Genomic DNA, 17,227 nt, shown 5'->3' with positions numbered 1-17,227 from the left:
CAATCAACACCCCGAGGAAGAGGGGATTAAAACCCGTTGGACAGTCCTGAATGCGGACAATGCCGACATCATTTCAATCAACACCCCGAGGAAGAGGGGATTAAAACACAATGAGCTGGCCGTCTCTTGGCTTCATGAGATGCGAATTTCAATCAACACCCCGAGGAAGAGGGGATTAAAACCCTGCACCTCTTCTCCGTCGGGGAGGAGGTACAAGGTCATTTCAATCAACACCCCGAGGAAGAGGGGATTAAAACACAACGCCCAGTGCCAGTCCGGGTTGCCGATGTACTGATTTCAATCAACGCCCCGAGGAAGAGGGGATTAAAACCAGCACTGGTTAGCATTGCTGCTTCCCAGCGGGCTATCCATTTCAATCAACGCCCCGAGGAAGAGGGGATTAAAACATGGAACAGTTCCTTGGCTCCGATAACCGCATCCATTTCAATCAACGCCCCGAGGAAGAGGGGATTAAAACTCGTAATAGCCACCACCAATATCGAACACAGTAAAATTTCAATCAACGCCCCGAGGAAGAGGGGATTAAAACGAACAGGTCGGCTTCCATCCCATACCAGTTGTACGTATTTCAATCAACGCCCCGAGGAAGAGGGGATTAAAACCGATGGCCTTCAAAAGATTACCGATCATGATCGTTTCATTTCAATCAACGCCCCGAGGAAGAGGGGATTAAAACACTCTAGAAGCGAGTGCATTGTCAGCGAAGTGACTAAATTTCAATCAACGCCCCGAGGAAGAGGGGATTAAAACCTTAACCGCAACTCTGCCTGGCTGCTGCCAAACATAGATTTCAATCAACGCCCCGAGGAAGAGGGGATTAAAACGTGTTAGTTGCAGTTGGGCACGTGTATGTGCCGCCGGATTTCAATCAACGCCCCGAGGAAGAGGGGATTAAAACTTATTTCTGCCATCGAATTGGACGGGGGAAAAGAATTCATTTCAATCAACGCCCCGAGGAAGAGGGGATTAAAACAATGCGACCTCACCTTCTAGCTTTTCGGGGAGCTCTAATTTCAATCAACGCCCCGAGGAAGAGGGGATTAAAACTCGTGGTCTTTGGACACGCGAACACCGGGAAGAACTTCATTTCAATCAACGCCCCGAGGAAGAGGGGATTAAAACCTGAACTTGATAGCCGTCAACGCTCCCTCTTACGCATTTCAATCAACGCCCCGAGGAAGAGGGGATTAAAACTGATGTTGCCGTCGCGCAGCCAGACCAGGCGGGTGGCCATTTCAATCAACGCCCCGAGGAAGAGGGGATTAAAACGCTGCCGTCCATGCGGAGGGCGATCGCGCCGTTTGGCACGTTGCATTTCAATCAACGCCCCGAGGAAGAGGGGATTAAAACGTTGAGATCCAGGCTCAGAACGTGCTCGTTGGAGCTGTATTTCAATCAACGCCCCGAGGAAGAGGGGATTAAAACGTGATGGCCCAAATCGTTAGACCAGCCAGGCAACACCATTTCAATCAACGCCCCGAGGAAGAGGGGATTAAAACCAAAATGGTCGCGATAGGCCCGAATGGCAACCGGCTCATTTCAATCAACGCCCCGAGGAAGAGGGGATTAAAACCTCTACCTCAACAAGTAAGATTTCGCCGTACGTCGGATTTCAATCAACGCCCCGAGGAAGAGGGGATTAAAACCGATCCGTAGATCGCCTTGATGTTCAGCGTTTCCCCATATTTCAATCAACGCCCCGAGGAAGAGGGGATTAAAACACTTCGAGCGCGACGGCAGTAGCCGCTACGGCGCATCCATTTCAATCAACGCCCCGAGGAAGAGGGGATTAAAACGTGAACACGTCCATTGTGAACAGTTTTCCGGCGTACTGGATTTCAATCAACGCCCCGAGGAAGAGGGGATTAAAACACATCGCAGGCGCGCGTGGGCACTGCCATGCTGAATTTCAATCAACGCCCCGAGGAAGAGGGGATTAAAACACAAATATCGCCCGGGCTGCAGATTGATCTGCTGCCCATTTCAATCAACGCCCCGAGGAAGAGGGGATTAAAACGCGCGGGGCAAGCTAGGGTCGTCATCGTCGACTTTAATCATTTCAATCAACGCCCCGAGGAAGAGGGGATTAAAACGTTTTCAAACCCAAATGCATCATATACTTTTAGTGCATTTCAATCAACGCCCCGAGGAAGAGGGGATTAAAACGCGCACAAAGGCGCGGCGGTTGTTCCAGCCCCAACGAATTTCAATCAACGCCCCGAGGAAGAGGGGATTAAAACCCTATCCAGAACTGACACGACAACCACCTGCCGTCGTGTATTTCAATCAACGCCCCGAGGAAGAGGGGATTAAAACCCACAGTCGCATTTGTCTTCATTGTTAACTCGGTATTTCAATCAACGCCCCGAGGAAGAGGGGATTAAAACTGTCATGAACGACTCCGTTCAACGAATGGACTTTTTTGGATTTCAATCAACGCCCCGAGGAAGAGGGGATTAAAACCGATGGCCTTCAAAAGATTACCGATCATGATCGTTTCATTTCAATCAACGCCCCGAGGAAGAGGGGATTAAAACACTCTAGAAGCGAGTGCATTGTCAGCGAAGTGACTAAATTTCAATCAACGCCCCGAGGAAGAGGGGATTAAAACGCCAGGTAATGCAGTTCTCGGGCTGGCCGCCGGATTTCAATCAACGCCCCGAGGAAGAGGGGATTAAAACATTTGCATTTGTTGCTATCGAGCGGATATCCCACCCGATTTCAATCAACGCCCCGAGGAAGAGGGGATTAAAACCTTTACTTACTTGGTGACGTTCTTGCGGGCCTGGTAATTTCAATCAACGCCCCGAGGAAGAGGGGATTAAAACCCAAAACACTTTCTTTTCACCGGGATAACGTGGAATTTCAATCAACGCCCCGAGGAAGAGGGGATTAAAACCCACCTATTAGGAAAGTTCATGTGTATTCATTCGTATTTCAATCAACGCCCCGAGGAAGAGGGGATTAAAACTAGATTTTGACGACTTACCGGCCAACGCGGGGAAGGCATTTCAATCAACGCCCCGAGGAAGAGGGGATTAAAACATTCGTTGTGAACCTCCTTTCACTCAAAATATCGATTGAATTTCAATCAACGCCCCGAGGAAGAGGGGATTAAAACAAGGCCCCGGTCCAGTTGAAAGAGTAGGAATAACTCCCAATTTCAATCAACGCCCCGAGGAAGAGGGGATTAAAACGCAAGTCGACGGGTTCACCGCCGACAATGTTTCCACATTTCAATCAACGCCCCGAGGAAGAGGGGATTAAAACTCACCGTGCCACCTTTTTGGTACTGTTAGGTTCAGCCTGATTTCAATCAACGCCCCGAGGAAGAGGGGATTAAAACTCATACCAGCCCTTGCCGGTGCGGATCAGCGTGAGGCCGATTTCAATCAACACCCCGAGGAAGAGGGGATTAAAACTCAGCCAGAGTAAGTGTTTCCACTTCTCTCCTTTATTTCAATCAACACCCCGAGGAAGAGGGGATTAAAACCGAGGAGTTCTCGACGGGTTGAGTGGTCGGTGCCGATTTCAATCAACACCCCGAGGAAGAGGGGATTAAAACAATTGGCAGCCCAAATTTTATTATCTGCCACAAAAAAATTTCAATCAACACCCCGAGGACGAGGGGTTTTAAACACGCCGGTATTCGTGCCGAATTCCCATGTTCAACCCATTTCAATCAATGCCCCGAGGACGAGGGGTTTTAAACGGGCCAGAGGGTGTCGCCGTCGGGGTGGCGGTTGCGGATTTCAATCAATGCCCCGACGAAGAGGGGATTAGAAAATCGTCAATTAGCAGAAAATTTGCCTTCCAAAGCATAAAACCCAAAATATATGGAGCAGAGCCTCAATCGGCAGATCATGCAAACGTTGCTTGATTACTCCAGAAACCACGAGTTGTTACCACAACCAAAACTTGCCAAAACCTGCAATTTCGTGCAAGATCAGCACGGCCCAGCGCCCTTTTTCCACGCTGTTCATTCCACACATTAGAGGCTGTATGCGCATCACTCGCGAACTCGAAAATCAGTATCATAAGCTGGATTCATCGTTATGGTTTCGGCCAACGCTCATGGCAATTGGCTCGGCTATTTTGGCCTTTATCACGGTCGAACTGGATCGGGTTTTCGATTTTGATCATGTGGCTTTTTTGCGGGCTGGCATTGACGATGCGCGGGCGATTCTCTCTTCCGTTACTAGTTCGATGCTGACCGTCACCACCGTTACGTTTTCGATCATTATGGTGGCCTTGGTGCTAGCGTCGCAGCAATTTTCGCCGCGAATTATTCGTAATGTGATGCGCGATACGCCTTCGCAATATGTGCTGGGTACATTTATTGGCACATTTATTTATAGTTTGCTGGTGCTGGGCCAGATTAACGATCAAGCATCGTTTGTCTTTGTGCCAATTCTCTCGCTTGCCACGAGCATTATGTTAACTCTTTTAAGTATTGTGGCTTTTATTTATTTTGTACACCACATCGCCGAGACGATTCAAGCTAGTGTCTTGATTGCCCGCGCTGCCGAACGCACCATCGATGTGTTGGATCGGCGATTCCCCGAAACGCTAGGCCATGCGATGGAGCAAATTCCGCCACCGCCAATCCCCAACGAAACCCCAACTACGATTTACAATGCCAAGGGTGGTTATATTCAGGCGATCGATCCCGTGCCCTTGTTGGAGCTAGCCCAGCGCTTCGATGTGGTGATTTATATGGATCGAGCGGTCGGTGATTTTGTGCCAACTGGCAATCCATTGTTACACATGGTTCCGCAACGCGAACTTGATGCCGATAGTATCGCTGAATTTCAAGATGTGTTTGAGCTTGGCTTAGAACGCACCTTGTTTGATGATGTGTTGTTTGGCATTCGCCAGCTAGTCGATATTGCGCTCAAAGCGATTTCACCTGCGGTCAATGACCCTAGCACCGCGATTAATGCGATCGATTTGTTGAGCGATGTGCTGGCACAGGCCATCCGTCGCCCTGAGCAATCGCCATGTCGCTACGACGAATTTGATCAGCTACGGGTGGTTGCTAATACAATTACATTTCGTCAGATGTTAGGCACTGCGCTCAACCAAATTCGTCAATATGCCAAAGGTGAAATTGCTGTAACTGCACGTTTGTTGGTGTTGCTGAATGAAGTTGCGCTAGCCTGCGCCGACCAAGAACGCCGGGCCATGCTCTGGGAGCAAGCCTGCATTATCACGCGGGGAGCCGATCAAGGCATCACTGAGCCATTTGATCGTGCCTATATCAACGAGCATTTGGTGACGCTTGCCAATACATTAGCCATCGCGCCTGAGCAACGCATTACGCTGAAAGTTGGCTAACTGGCGCATCCAAACGCTCAACGGTATAACAATTACGCCCCGCCGCCTTCGAACGATACAACGCTTGATCGGCTAATTGGGTCAGGCGTTCAGGGTCATCAACCTGCTCTGTCCAGGCAATGCCAAGGCTAATTGTCACGTTGACGGCGGTTTGCTTAACCACATACGGCGTGTTGGCAATCGCCATGCGCAAACGTTCGGCAATCACAATTGCCTCTTGCATCGAGGTATGCGGCAAAAAGACCAAAAATTCCTCGCCACCATAGCGTCCAAACACATCGCTATGACGCAGTACCAACCGCGCCCGTTGGGCAATCCCGCGTAGCACTTCGTCGCCGCTATCATGGCCATAGCTATCATTAATCGCCTTGAAAAAATCAATATCAAACATAATCCAAGCCCAGCCTTGCGCATCAGTTTGTTGATGTTGCAAAGCGAGGTCGATTTGTTCGTATAAGCCCCGCCGATTGAGAATTTCGGTCAGTGAATCAGTTTTAGCCCACTCAGCCAATTGCACATTAATTTGTTGAATGTCGGCTAATTGTTGATGTAAATCATCATTTTGCAAATGATACAGTGCAGCTTGATTACGAGCCTCGTCTAAACGATACATCGTTTGCAGAACTTGCATGCGTCGCACTGATTGCTCATTAAAAACCGTATCTTTTAATTCATAATAGGCTTTATAATGCTTTAACGAGGCTTTAAAATCACCCAAAGCCTCATAGGTATCAGCTAAGGCTTGATGTGCCCGATAGACTTTTTGTTGATTAATTGTAGGATTGACTGAAATCAAAGCTTGCTCAAGAATCACACGGGCAGCTTGATAATGCTTAATCCGATTGAGCAAAACCCCATGGCGAATCAAAGCTTCAATTGCTTCGTGAATATTATTCGAGCCACACGCTAATTCATAAGCTTGCATAAAATGTTCAATTGCTTGGTTTTGTTGATCAAGCCCAGCATACGCTAGGCCCAAATTATTATGACACTCGGCTTGACCATGCTGCCAATCGATTTCGTGATAGAGTGCCAGCGCTTGCTCGCCATAACTCACAGCCTGCTCAAATTGTTTCAGGGCACACGCCGCCCGCCCGCTGTTATCGAGAATTTCGGCTCGCATGCGCAAATGTGCCGGAAATTGCGTCATGGCTTCGAGCAAACGTAAACCATGGGCAAGATCATTCAGGGCAATTTCGGGGCTTTGCAATTCGCAATGCAAAAAGCCCAAATTATTGCAGACCAAAGCCTCAAACCATTGATCATTTAATTGGATCGCATCGCGTTTGGCCCGCTGCAAATATTGCAAAGCTTCGGTATAGTTGCCCAGCACAATCAACAACACGCCCAAGGCATTATGCACCGCCGCGCTGTGAATGCCGCTAGCTAAAAATGCATCGCTATCTTCCGAACCAAGCGAGGCCGATTGAAAACTAGTATCTAAAATATCAAGCCAATGCGGGTTGGGCTGGCGGGGCGGGGTTAATTGGCACAGTTTGCTGGCCCGAAAGAGGTAGGTTAACGCCTGATGATACGATTGTTCGCTAAACAGCAGTTTGGAACGCCAATAGAAACAATCGATCAAACCTTGAGTATACGGCTTGCCATCGTCGCCCGCCATCCGCGCCAAACCTTCGGCCTGATGGTTGAGTGCCCAAGCCTGTTCATGGTCAACTAAACGGAGTTCGGCAACTAATCGGTTAAGTACATCGACATGCTGCATTGGATTATGAATTTCGGCCAATGCAGCATGTAAGGCCGCTAAAGTTGTTGCATGATTCATGCTTGCCACGCAGTGTAATGATTAAAAATTCGTTGCATGCATCATAGTATTTCATGGCAATTGATGCAACTCTTCAGTGGTGTTTTTGACCCTAGAACTTTGCTACAATGCCTCGCGCAAGCGCCACCAAGCCTCACCAGCCGTAGCCGCTTGGCGTAAACTGGCAATTTTATCGGGCGCAACCAACCAAGCTTCAAAGGCTGCTCGACTACAGATTAATGCTGCTGCCGCTGGCACGCCGCGTTGTTCGAGCAATTGCCATAGCTGCTCCAAACCAGTTGCGCTCAATTGTGGTGCAGCCTCAGCCGTATACGCATCGAAGGTTGTAACATAGGCTACCTGGCCATTGTGCAATTCAGCAATCAGCCCAATCGCCAATTGTTCGCCATCAAATACGCACAGCCCCATGCCTGCCTCTGAGCCAAGTTGAGCCACAAATTGCTCGATGCCACGATAGGTCCAGTGGTTCCAATGGCCCGCTGGCGGCGGAACCGTGACATAGCCTTGACCATCGCCCCAGAGCAACGAATAGACCAAATGATAGTAGGCGGGCATGCTTAGTCCACGTTGCTCAGGTTGTTGGGCTTGTTTGGCAACCTCGGCCAAATGCTGCTTGCTAATCACATGTACCCGATCCCAACGCCCTTCGCTGGCTAATTCCTCGGCTAAAGCTTGAGGCGTGGTGGTCAAATTGCCAGTAATTTCGCGTTGCACATGATTGTTGCTATCAACAGCCCGTAAAATCTTCTGACCATCATGGAGCACATATACGCCATGTTCGCCAGGCCGCGCAGCTTGGATGTATTTGCCAACCTCAATAAAGCGCCCAATATTGCGCCATGTGATTGGGTCAAGATCCAACACCTGCCAAAAACGATCAATCATGCTGCACCTCGACAATTGCAATCGTGTAGGCTGCTAGGCTAAACGGGTGCTGTTGTTGTAGATCAGCGCCAGCGAATGCTCCCCACAAGCTAGTTAACCGCACCGGATGGGCAAAATCCAAGCTTGAGTTAATCGTTTCAGCAGTTGGGTTAGCTACAAACAGAATTTCGCGGCCTTGATAGCGATGACTGGTAACTGCCAATTGGGGGTTTTGAGGTCGCACTGGCAAGCCTGCGGCTAGCTCAGAACAAAATACAGCTAATTCGGCTTGGCTCAACAAGCCCAAATGACCACTGCCCAAGGCAACTTGGCGTTTGCCCGCCAATTGATCAGCTAAAATCGTACAGGGCTGGAAATATTCGTCAAGGGTTGGCAAGGTTGGGCCAAGCCAAACAGTTGCACCAGCTTCGGCAGCCTGCAACAAACGCTGTTGATCGGCGCGGCTCATCCAATCGACGCTCTGAGCAAACACCAATTTATATTCAGCAATCCGTGGGCTGCGCAAATGGCTATCGCTCAAATCGTAGTCGATATGGTTGGCATCGAGCGTGCTGCGCAACGAGCCATACCAACTTTGCGGATGAAAATCGTCGCTTTCAACTTCGAGATCACTGCTAAAGCCCAAATCCAATTCGACTCGATTTAATGCTGGCGGCAGGCCGAGTAAATCGACATGGCCATAGTGCAAACTTGAGGTTGCGGCCCAATAGCGCCCAAGATCATAGCTCATCAGCACCAAAACTTCAGGTTTGCGCTGGAAGTTCCACCATTGTTGCTGTTGCAAAAAGCCCATCAAACGCTCAAAGAATTGAGTATATTCCGGTCGATAATCGCCATGACGAGTGATTGGGCAGGCCAACCAACGATCACGTTCGACCAACATATAGAAATTGAAGGCTTTAATCCCATACATCAAGGCCGCTAAAGTGACAAACTCAGCTTCTTCCGGTCGTGGCGTGAGAGCATGGTGAATCCACAAACCACTGCCAAATTCAGGGATAAACGGCAAACGCGTAGTGCCAGCCATATAGCGCACCAAGGTGATCGCACCATCAAAGCCTTGCGGTTGGCGATAATAGTTGATCCCAACCCAATCGACATGGCCGTTAGCTTCCATGGCGTTAATATCCAGTGGCGTGCGATATTGGAAGGCTACATCGTGGAATAATGGCACATCAACCACGCCACGCTCACGCAGCATATCGGCCATGGTTGCCACAATCCAATTAATATGCACTTCTTTGTAGCGCACCCAATCGAGGTGGGCAATTAAGTCGGGGCGGCTGGCGATATCGGCATCGCGCGGCGCAATCACTTCGCTGAAATGAGCATAGTTGGTCGCATAAGCTTGATTCAATTCCTCGATTGCGCCATATTGCTCAGCCAACATTGCTTGATACAAGGCCAAGGACGAGGGGCTGTAATCGGTCGCATAGGCTTGCTCATGAAACATATAGCAGGTTTCATTATCGCTTTGCACCGCGACAATCGGCCCATGCGGCGAAAGTTGCGGCACAATCACTTGGCACATGTGGTCGAACCACACGCCAACGGCGGCCAAATATTCAGGGCTGGTATATGATGGCACAGGAAATTGATGCGGCGGATGCAAACCCGCTGCCAAGCTCATATGCATGGTATCCAATGCCGTGCGAGCTTGCATCGCTGGATCGTCCAAAATCCATTGGGGAAAGCCAAAGTCGGTCAATTCAGCATTGATCAATGGCCCAGGCCGCGCAATCAGCCAGATTCCCCGTTCATGGCACAATCGGATAAAGGCCGCTAGATCCTTGCGTGGATCGATTTGGCCCCAATCGTATTGACCGGGAGCGGTTTCATGCACCCCCCAAGGAATATAGGTTTCGATCATCGAAAAGCCCAGCGCCTTGGCTTGGTCGAGAATATAGTCCCAGCGGTCGCGCTCCAAGCGCCAATAGTGGATAGTGCCGGAATAAACCGGCACTTCCTGACCATTGACTGCGAGACCATTGGCAGTCAGTGTCACACTCATGCCGCAGTTCCTCCACTGCCCTCACCATACAAATGGCAACGAACCCAGTGATTTGGCGCAATCGTCTGCACATCCGGCATTACTTTGCGACAGACATCCTTCACTTGTGGGCAACGCGCGGCAAATGGGCAACCAGGCGGCGGATCGATCAAGGATGGCGGCTCACCACGGGCCACAACTTCACGCTGACCAAGCGCCACTTCGGGGTTAGGCACGGCGGAAAGCAATAATTTCGTATACGGATGGGCTGGATTACCGATTAACTCGTCACTATCGGCACCTTCCATCATTTGGCCTGCATACAGCACCATAATCCGGTCGGCAAAATAGCGAGCGCTGGCAATATCGTGGGTAATGTAGAGATAGCCGATGCCAATCTCTTTTTTGAGCTTAGCCATCAAGTTGAGCACACCAATCCGAATCGAAACATCGAGCATCGAAATTGGTTCGTCGGCCAGCACGATTTCGGGATCGACCGCCAAAGCACGGGCGATTGCCACCCGTTGGCGTTGCCCACCAGATAGCTCGTGGGGATATTTATTGGCAATATCGGCTGGTGGATTCAGGCCGACCGTCGCCAACAACTCATGCACCCGAGGCAACAAATCGCTGCGTCGCTCAACTTTATGATGAATTTGCAACGGTCGCATAATGTGATGGGCCACCGAGTGAGTTGGGTTCATCGAGCCAAATGGATCTTGAAAAATCATCTGTACGCCGCTGCGATAGCTCAGCGAAGCACCGCGTTTTTCAGTTTGCAGCACATTTTGGCCACGGAAGATAATCTCGCCGCTGGTTGGCTCCATCAAGCGGGCGATCAAACGGGCAGCGGTGCTTTTGCCACTACCGGATTCGCCCACGACCGCCAAAACCTCGCCACGGCGAATGGCAAATGAAACATCAGTTAAGGCATGGACGTTTTTGCTTCGAAACATGCCACCCACCGGAAAGCGCTTGGTCAACTTGCGCACTTCCAAAACTACGGGATCGGGAGATTCAGCTAATTTCCACTGCTCAGCAGTTAACACAGTTTTGGTCATGATGCACCTCAGTACAAGTGACAAGCCACAAAATGGCCTGGTTCAACTTCGCGTAGGGTTGGTTGTTGCAGTGGACACTGAGCAAACGCCTTGGGGCAGCGTGGGTGAAAGCGACAACCGCTTGGTGGTTCGAGCATATTTGGCGGCGAACCTGGAATCCCAGTTAGGGTTTCCTTGGGGCCAACCAAGGCTGGGAACGAAGCCATCAAACCTTGGGTGTAGGGATGCAGCGGCTTGTTGAATAGCTCATGAGCAGCAGTCATTTCAACAATTTCGCCAGCATACATCACGCCGATACGGTCGGAAAACTCGACCATCAACGATAAGTCGTGGGTAATAAACAGAATCGAGAAATCAAGCTCTTTTTTAAGATACTCGATTTGCTGCATAATATCTTTTTGCACCACCACATCAAGCGCGGTAGTTGGCTCATCCATAATCATCAACTGTGGTTTGAGCGCGAGTGCAACCGCAATCACCACCCGTTGGCGCATGCCGCCGGAAAGTTGATGGGGATAATCATCAACCCGCTTGCCATCGATCCCCACAATATCGAGCAATTCGGCGGCGCGATCTTTGGCTTGTTGCTTGGTCGTTTTAGGCTGATGGCGTTGGATCACATCGATAATCTGTTCGCCAACGGTCAAAACTGGATTGAGCGCATTCATGGCGCTTTGAAACACCATCGAAATATCGCGCCAGCGGAAAGCCTCAAGGCCTTCCATATCCATTTCAAGCACATCATCGCCATCGAATAAGACATTACCACCAGTAATCACTGCGGGCGAATGCAAAATCCGCATAATTGCGTGGGCAATTGTCGATTTACCGCTGCCCGACTCGCCAGCGAGGCCAAAAACCTCGCCTTGGCCGATGCTAAACGAAACGTTGGAAACCGCTTGGACAGGGCCGCGCAACGTCTGGTATTCGACCGATAGGTTCTGAACATCGAGTAATGGCTCAGCCGCACTACTTGCGGATGACTGGGGTGACAAGGACGTTGGCACGGGAGCGCTTGCCATGAGTGACCTCCTTTTCGGCACGTAAGCGAGGGTTGGTAATTTCGTCGAGCGCGTAGTTCAGCATGGTTAAGGCAAAGGCACACAAGGCAATACAAATGCCGACTGGTACAAATGTCCACCAAGCTCCGGTCAAGATGCCTGCATTATTTTGTGCCCAGTAGAGCATCGTGCCCCAACTAGTCGTGCCAACATCGGTCAAGCCAAGGAAGGCCAAACCAACATCAGCGCCAATTGCATACACCGTCGAACCAACCATGCTCCCAACAAATACCGAAGACATATTTGGCAAGACTTCGCTAAACAAAATCCGGGGAGTGCGTTCGCCGCTCACTACCGAGGCCGCGATAAAATCTTTGGCCCTGAGCGAAAGCACCTGCGAACGCATAACCCGGGCTGGCCAAGCCCACCCGGTGATGGTCAACACCATCACAACGGTCACCGGCCCTGGCTTGAGAAAGGCCGCAAGAATAACCAACAACGGCATGCCCGGAATAATCAGCATCACATTGGTCAACAATGAGAGAACATCATCAACCCAACCGCCCAAATAGCCAGCGGTCAAGCCGATAATTGTGCCCAAAATGGTTGAGGCGATGCCGACACTCAGGCCCACCGTGAGCGATAAACGTGAACCCCAAACCAGCTGGCGAAACACATCTTGGCCTTGACCAGTTGTGCCAAGTAAGAAGGTTTTACCGCCTGGAGCAGGTTTATCGGCGATCCAAGCTGGAGCCAAGTGGGCACGGCTTTCCATCTTTTTGGGGTTGCCTGGGGCAATCCAGGGGGCCAATAGGGCCACCATCACAAAGAAGAACATAATGCTTACGCCGAGCATGGCCTTGCGATTGCGCAAGAATGCCCGTAGCAACGGCCAGTGTGCCAACCATGGACGGCCTGTTTTGGTAGTTTCGGCTGCCTTTGAAGCCAAGGTTTTCTCCGGTGATGCTTGCATGGCACAACTCCTAGCGTCGAGTGCGTGGATCAAGCCACACATACAATATGTCAACCAACAGATTGGCCCCAAGCACCGCAAACGTAATCATCAAAAACAAGCCCTGCATCAAGGGGTAATCCAAGTTGCGAACTGCTTGCAACAGCAAATAGCCTAAGCCTGGATACGCAAAGATAATTTCGGTGAGCAAGGAGCCGCTGAGCACAAAGCCAAGTGCCATCCCAAACGAAGTAACATTGGGCAATAAGGCATTGCGGGCAGCATAGCTAAACATAATTCGTTGTTGCGATAAACCCTTAGCCTGCGCCATGGTGATGTAATCCTCGGAGAGAATCCCAACCATGGTATTACGCATGCCAAGCATCCAACCGCCAATCGAAGCCAGCACAATACAGGTGGCTGGCAGCAGCATATGCGAGATAACACTCTTTATAAAGGTGAGGCTGCCCCAATCGACCGATAGCGCATCGCTATAAGCGTGTCGTAATGGGAACCAGCCTGCTTGAAATGCAAGGAAATACAGCGCAATCATCGCTAAGAAGAAGTAGGGAAATGCGCCGATGAAGGTTAGTAAGGGTGGAGCGACTGAATCGAGGATGCCATTGCGCCGCCAAGCGCCGATAATCCCCAAGACATTGCCCAAGAAAAAGCTAATCACGGTGGCCAAACCAGCCAGCAAGAGCGTCCAAGTAAATCCAGTCGAAATCACATCGGTAACTTGGGCTGGAAAGAAGTTGATTGAAATGCCAAACTCTCCACGACTCAAACTTCTCAAATAGGTGAAATATTGTTCAAGCAAAGGGGCATCGCTTAGGCCATAAGCTTTGCGTAGCGAATCGATTTCTTCAGGGCGTAGGCGGCCTTGAAAACGGGCGAAGATAGCCGAGGCTGGGTCACCAGGCATAAGCCGGGGCAGGTAGAAATTGACGGTAAGCGAGACCCAAGCCGCGACCGCGTAAAAGCCCAGCCGTCGCAACAAGAAACGCATGGTTCTTCCTTTCAGGGTTTCGCGCCTGGGTCGGGTTGGTGCTGGAGCCGTATTGGCTCCAGCACACGACCAAACCAGACACAGCTTATTTTGGTTTGATGTTGGTCAAGAGGATCAAGCGGTCGGGTTGAGCGAACGATGAAAGCAAGACATATGGGTTTTCTTCGTTCGGGAAGTTGGTAAAGCGTTTGGTGTTGTATTCACCCCAATAGATGTTTGGCATAATTGGGATAGCTGGGGCTTCTTGAACAAAGATCATCTGAATTTCGTTCATGATTTTCTTTTGTTCGGCTGGGTCTGAGGTTTTGACAAATTGTGAGTACAATTCATCGACCTTTGGATTACCATAGCGGTGCCAGTTGTCGCCGTTGGCTTCGCCAATTGGGGTATCGGCGGTTTCACCTGACATCAAGCCACGATAGAATTGGAGTGGGGTTGGGGCATTGTTGCTCCAGCCAATCGACATATCAAACTCGCCCTTTTGAACTTTATCGAACCAAGCGCTAAAGTCGTAGGTACGGGTGGTGGCATTGATCCCGATTTCTTTCAAGCTTTCAGCAATGATTTGGTCGGTAGTCACCCAGTCGGTCCAACCAGAAACTACGTTGATATCGTAGGCCATTGGGGTGCCATCGGGCAATACCCGAATCCCATCAGCGCCACGGGTCAGGCCAGCAGCATCCAACATTGCGTTGGCTTTTTCAACATCAAAGTTGACCCAATCGCCAGCGGCAACCGCTTCAGGGTTCTTCCAATCGGCGAATGATTCAGGCAAACCAGTTGCATCTGAGGGGCCGTTGTAGCTGTAGGTAGCGATTTCGGTAATTTGTTGGCGATCAAAGCCCATGCTGATAGCTTTGCGCACATTAGGATCGTCGAATGGAGCTTTGGTGGTGTTCAAGAGCAACATCACCGGAGCATTGACTGGTGGGAACCAGTAGTGGTTGTTTTCAGGATCTTTGGCGACATAGGTGTTTTCAACATCAGGGATGAAGTTGCTAGCCAAGTCGTTTTCACCATTGATCGTTGCCAAGTTGGCGGCATCGTTGCTGGGGTAGGCTGGTTGGCGAATGCCATCAATGTATGGTTTGCCAGCTTGCCAGTAGTTTGGATTCTTGCCAAGTTCCCAGATTTGGTCTTGGAAGCGAATGATTTCGGTGAATGGACCGGTTGCAATTGGAGTTTCGTTGGTGAAAGTAACTGGATCAGCGATCTTGCTCCAGATATGTTCTGGCACAATCATTTGATGGCCAATATCATACAAGGCGATGGTTGAAACTTCACTGAACTTCACGACAACTTTGTTGCCATCGGCGGCGACGCTATCAACAAAACGCATTGCAGCGCGGCCATTGCCTTGCAGCTTTTCGTTTTCTTTCATCAAATTGAGGGTATAGGCAACGTCTTTTGAGCTAAATGGCTCGCCGTCTGACCACTTCACACCATCGCGGATAGTGAAGGTCAACTCGGTGTTATCGCTATTCCAAGCCCATTCGGTTGCGAGCCATGGCTCGATTTTACCGGTAGCAATGTTGTAAATAAACATTGGCTCGTAGATCCCGGCGGCGGTTGGCCAGCGGTTATCACTTGCAAATGGGTTGAAGTTGCGCACCCAAGTTGATTGTTGTTGGTCAGAAACCGTCAAAAATACTTTGCCATCACTGCTCGTGGAACCGGTATCTGTGGTTGCCGCAGCAGTTGGTTCGGCGGTTGGATCGGTGCTGCCCGTGGCAGGAGCTTCTGTTGCAGTAGCGGCTGGGGCGGTTGTACTTGGTGCTTGAGTTGCTTGTGGTGTGAGGGTTGACGCATCACCACATGCGGCCAACATGCTGGTAAAGATAATAACCAGCAACATCAACGCAGGAAACCGTAGCTTCATGGTGGATACCCTTTCTGTATGCGATAGATCGTTCTATCCACACACCCGCGCTGCTCAGTGGGCCCTACGTCACAGGCGGGCGACAACTTTGTCGCGTTACACGTTCCGAGGAACGTCGCACGATTGGCGAATAATCAAGGTAGTTGGCAAAATGGTCCGCGCTATCGGTTGCTCAGGATTATTGATCCGAGCGAGCAACATTCGAACAGCTTCGCGCCCCAGTTGTTCTAATGGCTGGGCGACCGTCGTCAATGGCGGTGCTACCTGCGAGGCTTGCGCAATATTATCAAAGCCAATCACCGAGATATCACTTGGAATCCGCAATCCGGCATCGCGAACCGCTTCCATCACCCCAAAGGCCATTACATCGTTCGAGGCAAAAATTGCTGTTGGTGGCTCTGGTAGCCGCAACAGGCTTTGTGCCCCAGCGTAGCCTTCAGGTTGATAATAGGTTCCTTCATACACGAGTTGTGGATCGGCTGGCAAACCATGGTCGCGCAGCGCTGCTTGATAGCCACTCAGGCGATCTTGCGAGCTACGCATATCCATCATGCCCGTCAGAAACCCAATCCGTCGATGACCAAGCTCAATCAGGTAGCGCGTGGCATCATAGCCACCCTGCCAGTTGGTGGTAATCACCACTGGAGTGCGCTCGTCAAGCCCTTGATGATCGATCAGAACATAGGGAAAGTTGGTCTGATCAAGGGTTTCTAAATAGGCTTCAAGGTTTTCTGGCAAAACCAAGAGCAGCCCATCAGTCATCCCCTGGATCAAATTGTTGACGTAAATCCGTTCTTTGATTTTGCGGCGATGGGTGGTATAGAGCATGAGATTGTATTGAGCAGCACTGAGCGACTCGTCAATCCCCCGCACAATTTCACCCATATAGCTTGAGCCAAGATCGCGCACCAACAACCCAACTGCATATGAGCGCCCACCAGCCAAACTTCTGGCCTGCTGGTTGACGACATAGCCCAAGCTTGTAATCGCTTTCAGCACCCGTTCACGAGTATCCGATTTAACATATTCTTTGTTATTGACCACTCGCGAGACAGTTGCATACGAAACACCAGCTTCACGCGCCACATCCATAATCGTGGTGCTGCTCAGGCCATTGCCATTCGGGCGGCGGCCTCGGGGCGTTTTTAGGGTTTGGGTTGGTTGTTCGAGTTTTTTGCTCATCGCGTTTTTGCGCCTTTGCATCTGCGAACTGGATTGTGAATTGTAAGCATTTACAGAACGGTTGTGGGGTTTTGCACCTAGAGAGGCTTGTTTAGTTTTTTATTCTTGCAAACGCTTACAGAAATGA

The 17,227-nt window shown here is 50.3% G+C and carries 10 protein-coding genes and 1 CRISPR repeat array (1 of these 11 only partly in view); of the genes, 1 reads left to right on the top strand and 9 read right to left on the bottom strand.

Annotation, left to right across the window (positions count from 1 at the left end; genetic code table 11):
• Window positions 1-3,807: a CRISPR direct-repeat array (repeat unit 37 nt; unit sequence ATTTCAATCAACGCCCCGAGGAAGAGGGGATTAAAAC) (it extends 11,087 nt beyond the left edge of the window).
• A 216-nt stretch (window positions 3,808-4,023) separates the two neighbouring features.
• Window positions 4,024-5,358, top strand: coding sequence for a DUF2254 domain-containing protein (locus ABEB26_RS13270; RefSeq protein WP_345722501.1), 1,335 nt, complete (start codon window positions 4,024-4,026; stop codon window positions 5,356-5,358).
• On the opposite strand, the gene ABEB26_RS13265 is transcribed toward ABEB26_RS13270, so the two are convergent.
• The 9 genes from ABEB26_RS13265 to ABEB26_RS13225 all read right to left on the bottom strand — a co-directional run bounded on the left by ABEB26_RS13265 (window position 5,339) and on the right by ABEB26_RS13225 (window position 17,100).
• Window positions 5,339-7,141, bottom strand: coding sequence for a sensor domain-containing diguanylate cyclase (locus ABEB26_RS13265; protein WP_345722500.1), 1,803 nt, complete (start codon window positions 7,139-7,141; stop codon window positions 5,339-5,341). The two genes, ABEB26_RS13270 and ABEB26_RS13265, sit on opposite strands and share 20 nt — an antisense overlap.
• A 102-nt stretch (window positions 7,142-7,243) precedes the next feature.
• A complete protein-coding gene (locus tag ABEB26_RS13260) occupies window positions 7,244-8,026 on the bottom strand; it encodes a hypothetical protein (RefSeq protein WP_345722499.1) in 783 nt (260 codons plus the stop codon).
• Window positions 8,019-10,037 (bottom strand): beta-galactosidase, encoded by a 2,019-nt coding sequence (locus ABEB26_RS13255; RefSeq protein WP_345722498.1) that lies wholly within the window; start codon window positions 10,035-10,037, stop codon window positions 8,019-8,021. Before ABEB26_RS13255 ends, ABEB26_RS13260 begins: the two co-directional genes overlap by 8 nt.
• A complete protein-coding gene (locus ABEB26_RS13250) occupies window positions 10,034-11,077 on the bottom strand; it encodes an ABC transporter ATP-binding protein (protein WP_345722497.1) in 1,044 nt (347 codons plus the stop codon). The genes ABEB26_RS13255 and ABEB26_RS13250 overlap by 4 nt, the downstream gene beginning before the upstream one ends.
• An 8-nt stretch (window positions 11,078-11,085) precedes the next feature.
• Window positions 11,086-12,099 (bottom strand): ABC transporter ATP-binding protein, encoded by a 1,014-nt coding sequence (locus tag ABEB26_RS13245; protein ID WP_345722496.1) that lies wholly within the window; start codon window positions 12,097-12,099, stop codon window positions 11,086-11,088.
• Complete coding sequence (locus ABEB26_RS13240; RefSeq protein ID WP_345722495.1) at window positions 12,047-13,051, bottom strand: ABC transporter permease; 1,005 nt, start codon at window positions 13,049-13,051, stop codon at window positions 12,047-12,049. The genes ABEB26_RS13245 and ABEB26_RS13240 overlap by 53 nt, the downstream gene beginning before the upstream one ends.
• Window positions 13,052-13,061: 10 nt before the next feature.
• Window positions 13,062-14,039, bottom strand: a complete 978-nt coding sequence (locus ABEB26_RS13235; RefSeq protein ID WP_345722494.1) for an ABC transporter permease — start codon at window positions 14,037-14,039, stop codon at window positions 13,062-13,064.
• Between the two features lie 85 nt (window positions 14,040-14,124).
• Window positions 14,125-15,918, bottom strand: coding sequence for an ABC transporter substrate-binding protein (locus ABEB26_RS13230; protein WP_345722493.1), 1,794 nt, complete (start codon window positions 15,916-15,918; stop codon window positions 14,125-14,127).
• 96 nt (window positions 15,919-16,014) lie between these two features.
• Window positions 16,015-17,100, bottom strand: coding sequence for a LacI family DNA-binding transcriptional regulator (locus ABEB26_RS13225; protein ID WP_345722492.1), 1,086 nt, complete (start codon window positions 17,098-17,100; stop codon window positions 16,015-16,017).
• Window positions 17,101-17,227 lie beyond the last annotated feature (127 nt).

The organism is Herpetosiphon gulosus, from assembly GCF_039545135.1.
In the GTDB taxonomy this organism is placed as follows: Bacteria; Chloroflexota; Chloroflexia; order Chloroflexales; family Herpetosiphonaceae; genus Herpetosiphon; species Herpetosiphon gulosus.
Note: the sequence above shows the minus strand (reverse complement) of the source record. Positions and strands in the feature narration are given on the sequence as shown.

Excerpts from the sequence above, each read along its gene's own strand:
- ABEB26_RS13230 (WP_345722493.1), bottom strand. The coding sequence starts at position 15,918 with ATGAAGCTACGGTTTCCTGCGTTGATGTTGCTGGTTATTATCTTTACC.
- ABEB26_RS13225 (WP_345722492.1), bottom strand. The coding sequence starts at position 17,100 with ATGAGCAAAAAACTCGAACAACCAACCCAAACCCTAAAAACGCCCCGA.
- ABEB26_RS13245 (WP_345722496.1), bottom strand. The coding sequence starts at position 12,099 with ATGGCAAGCGCTCCCGTGCCAACGTCCTTGTCACCCCAGTCATCCGCA.
- ABEB26_RS13265 (WP_345722500.1), bottom strand. The coding sequence starts at position 7,141 with ATGAATCATGCAACAACTTTAGCGGCCTTACATGCTGCATTGGCCGAA.
- ABEB26_RS13240 (WP_345722495.1), bottom strand. The coding sequence starts at position 13,051 with ATGCAAGCATCACCGGAGAAAACCTTGGCTTCAAAGGCAGCCGAAACT.
- ABEB26_RS13270 (WP_345722501.1), top strand. The coding sequence starts at position 4,024 with ATGCGCATCACTCGCGAACTCGAAAATCAGTATCATAAGCTGGATTCA.
- ABEB26_RS13260 (WP_345722499.1), bottom strand. The coding sequence starts at position 8,026 with ATGATTGATCGTTTTTGGCAGGTGTTGGATCTTGACCCAATCACATGG.
- ABEB26_RS13250 (WP_345722497.1), bottom strand. The coding sequence starts at position 11,077 with ATGACCAAAACTGTGTTAACTGCTGAGCAGTGGAAATTAGCTGAATCT.
- ABEB26_RS13235 (WP_345722494.1), bottom strand. The coding sequence starts at position 14,039 with ATGCGTTTCTTGTTGCGACGGCTGGGCTTTTACGCGGTCGCGGCTTGG.
- ABEB26_RS13255 (WP_345722498.1), bottom strand. The coding sequence starts at position 10,037 with ATGAGTGTGACACTGACTGCCAATGGTCTCGCAGTCAATGGTCAGGAA.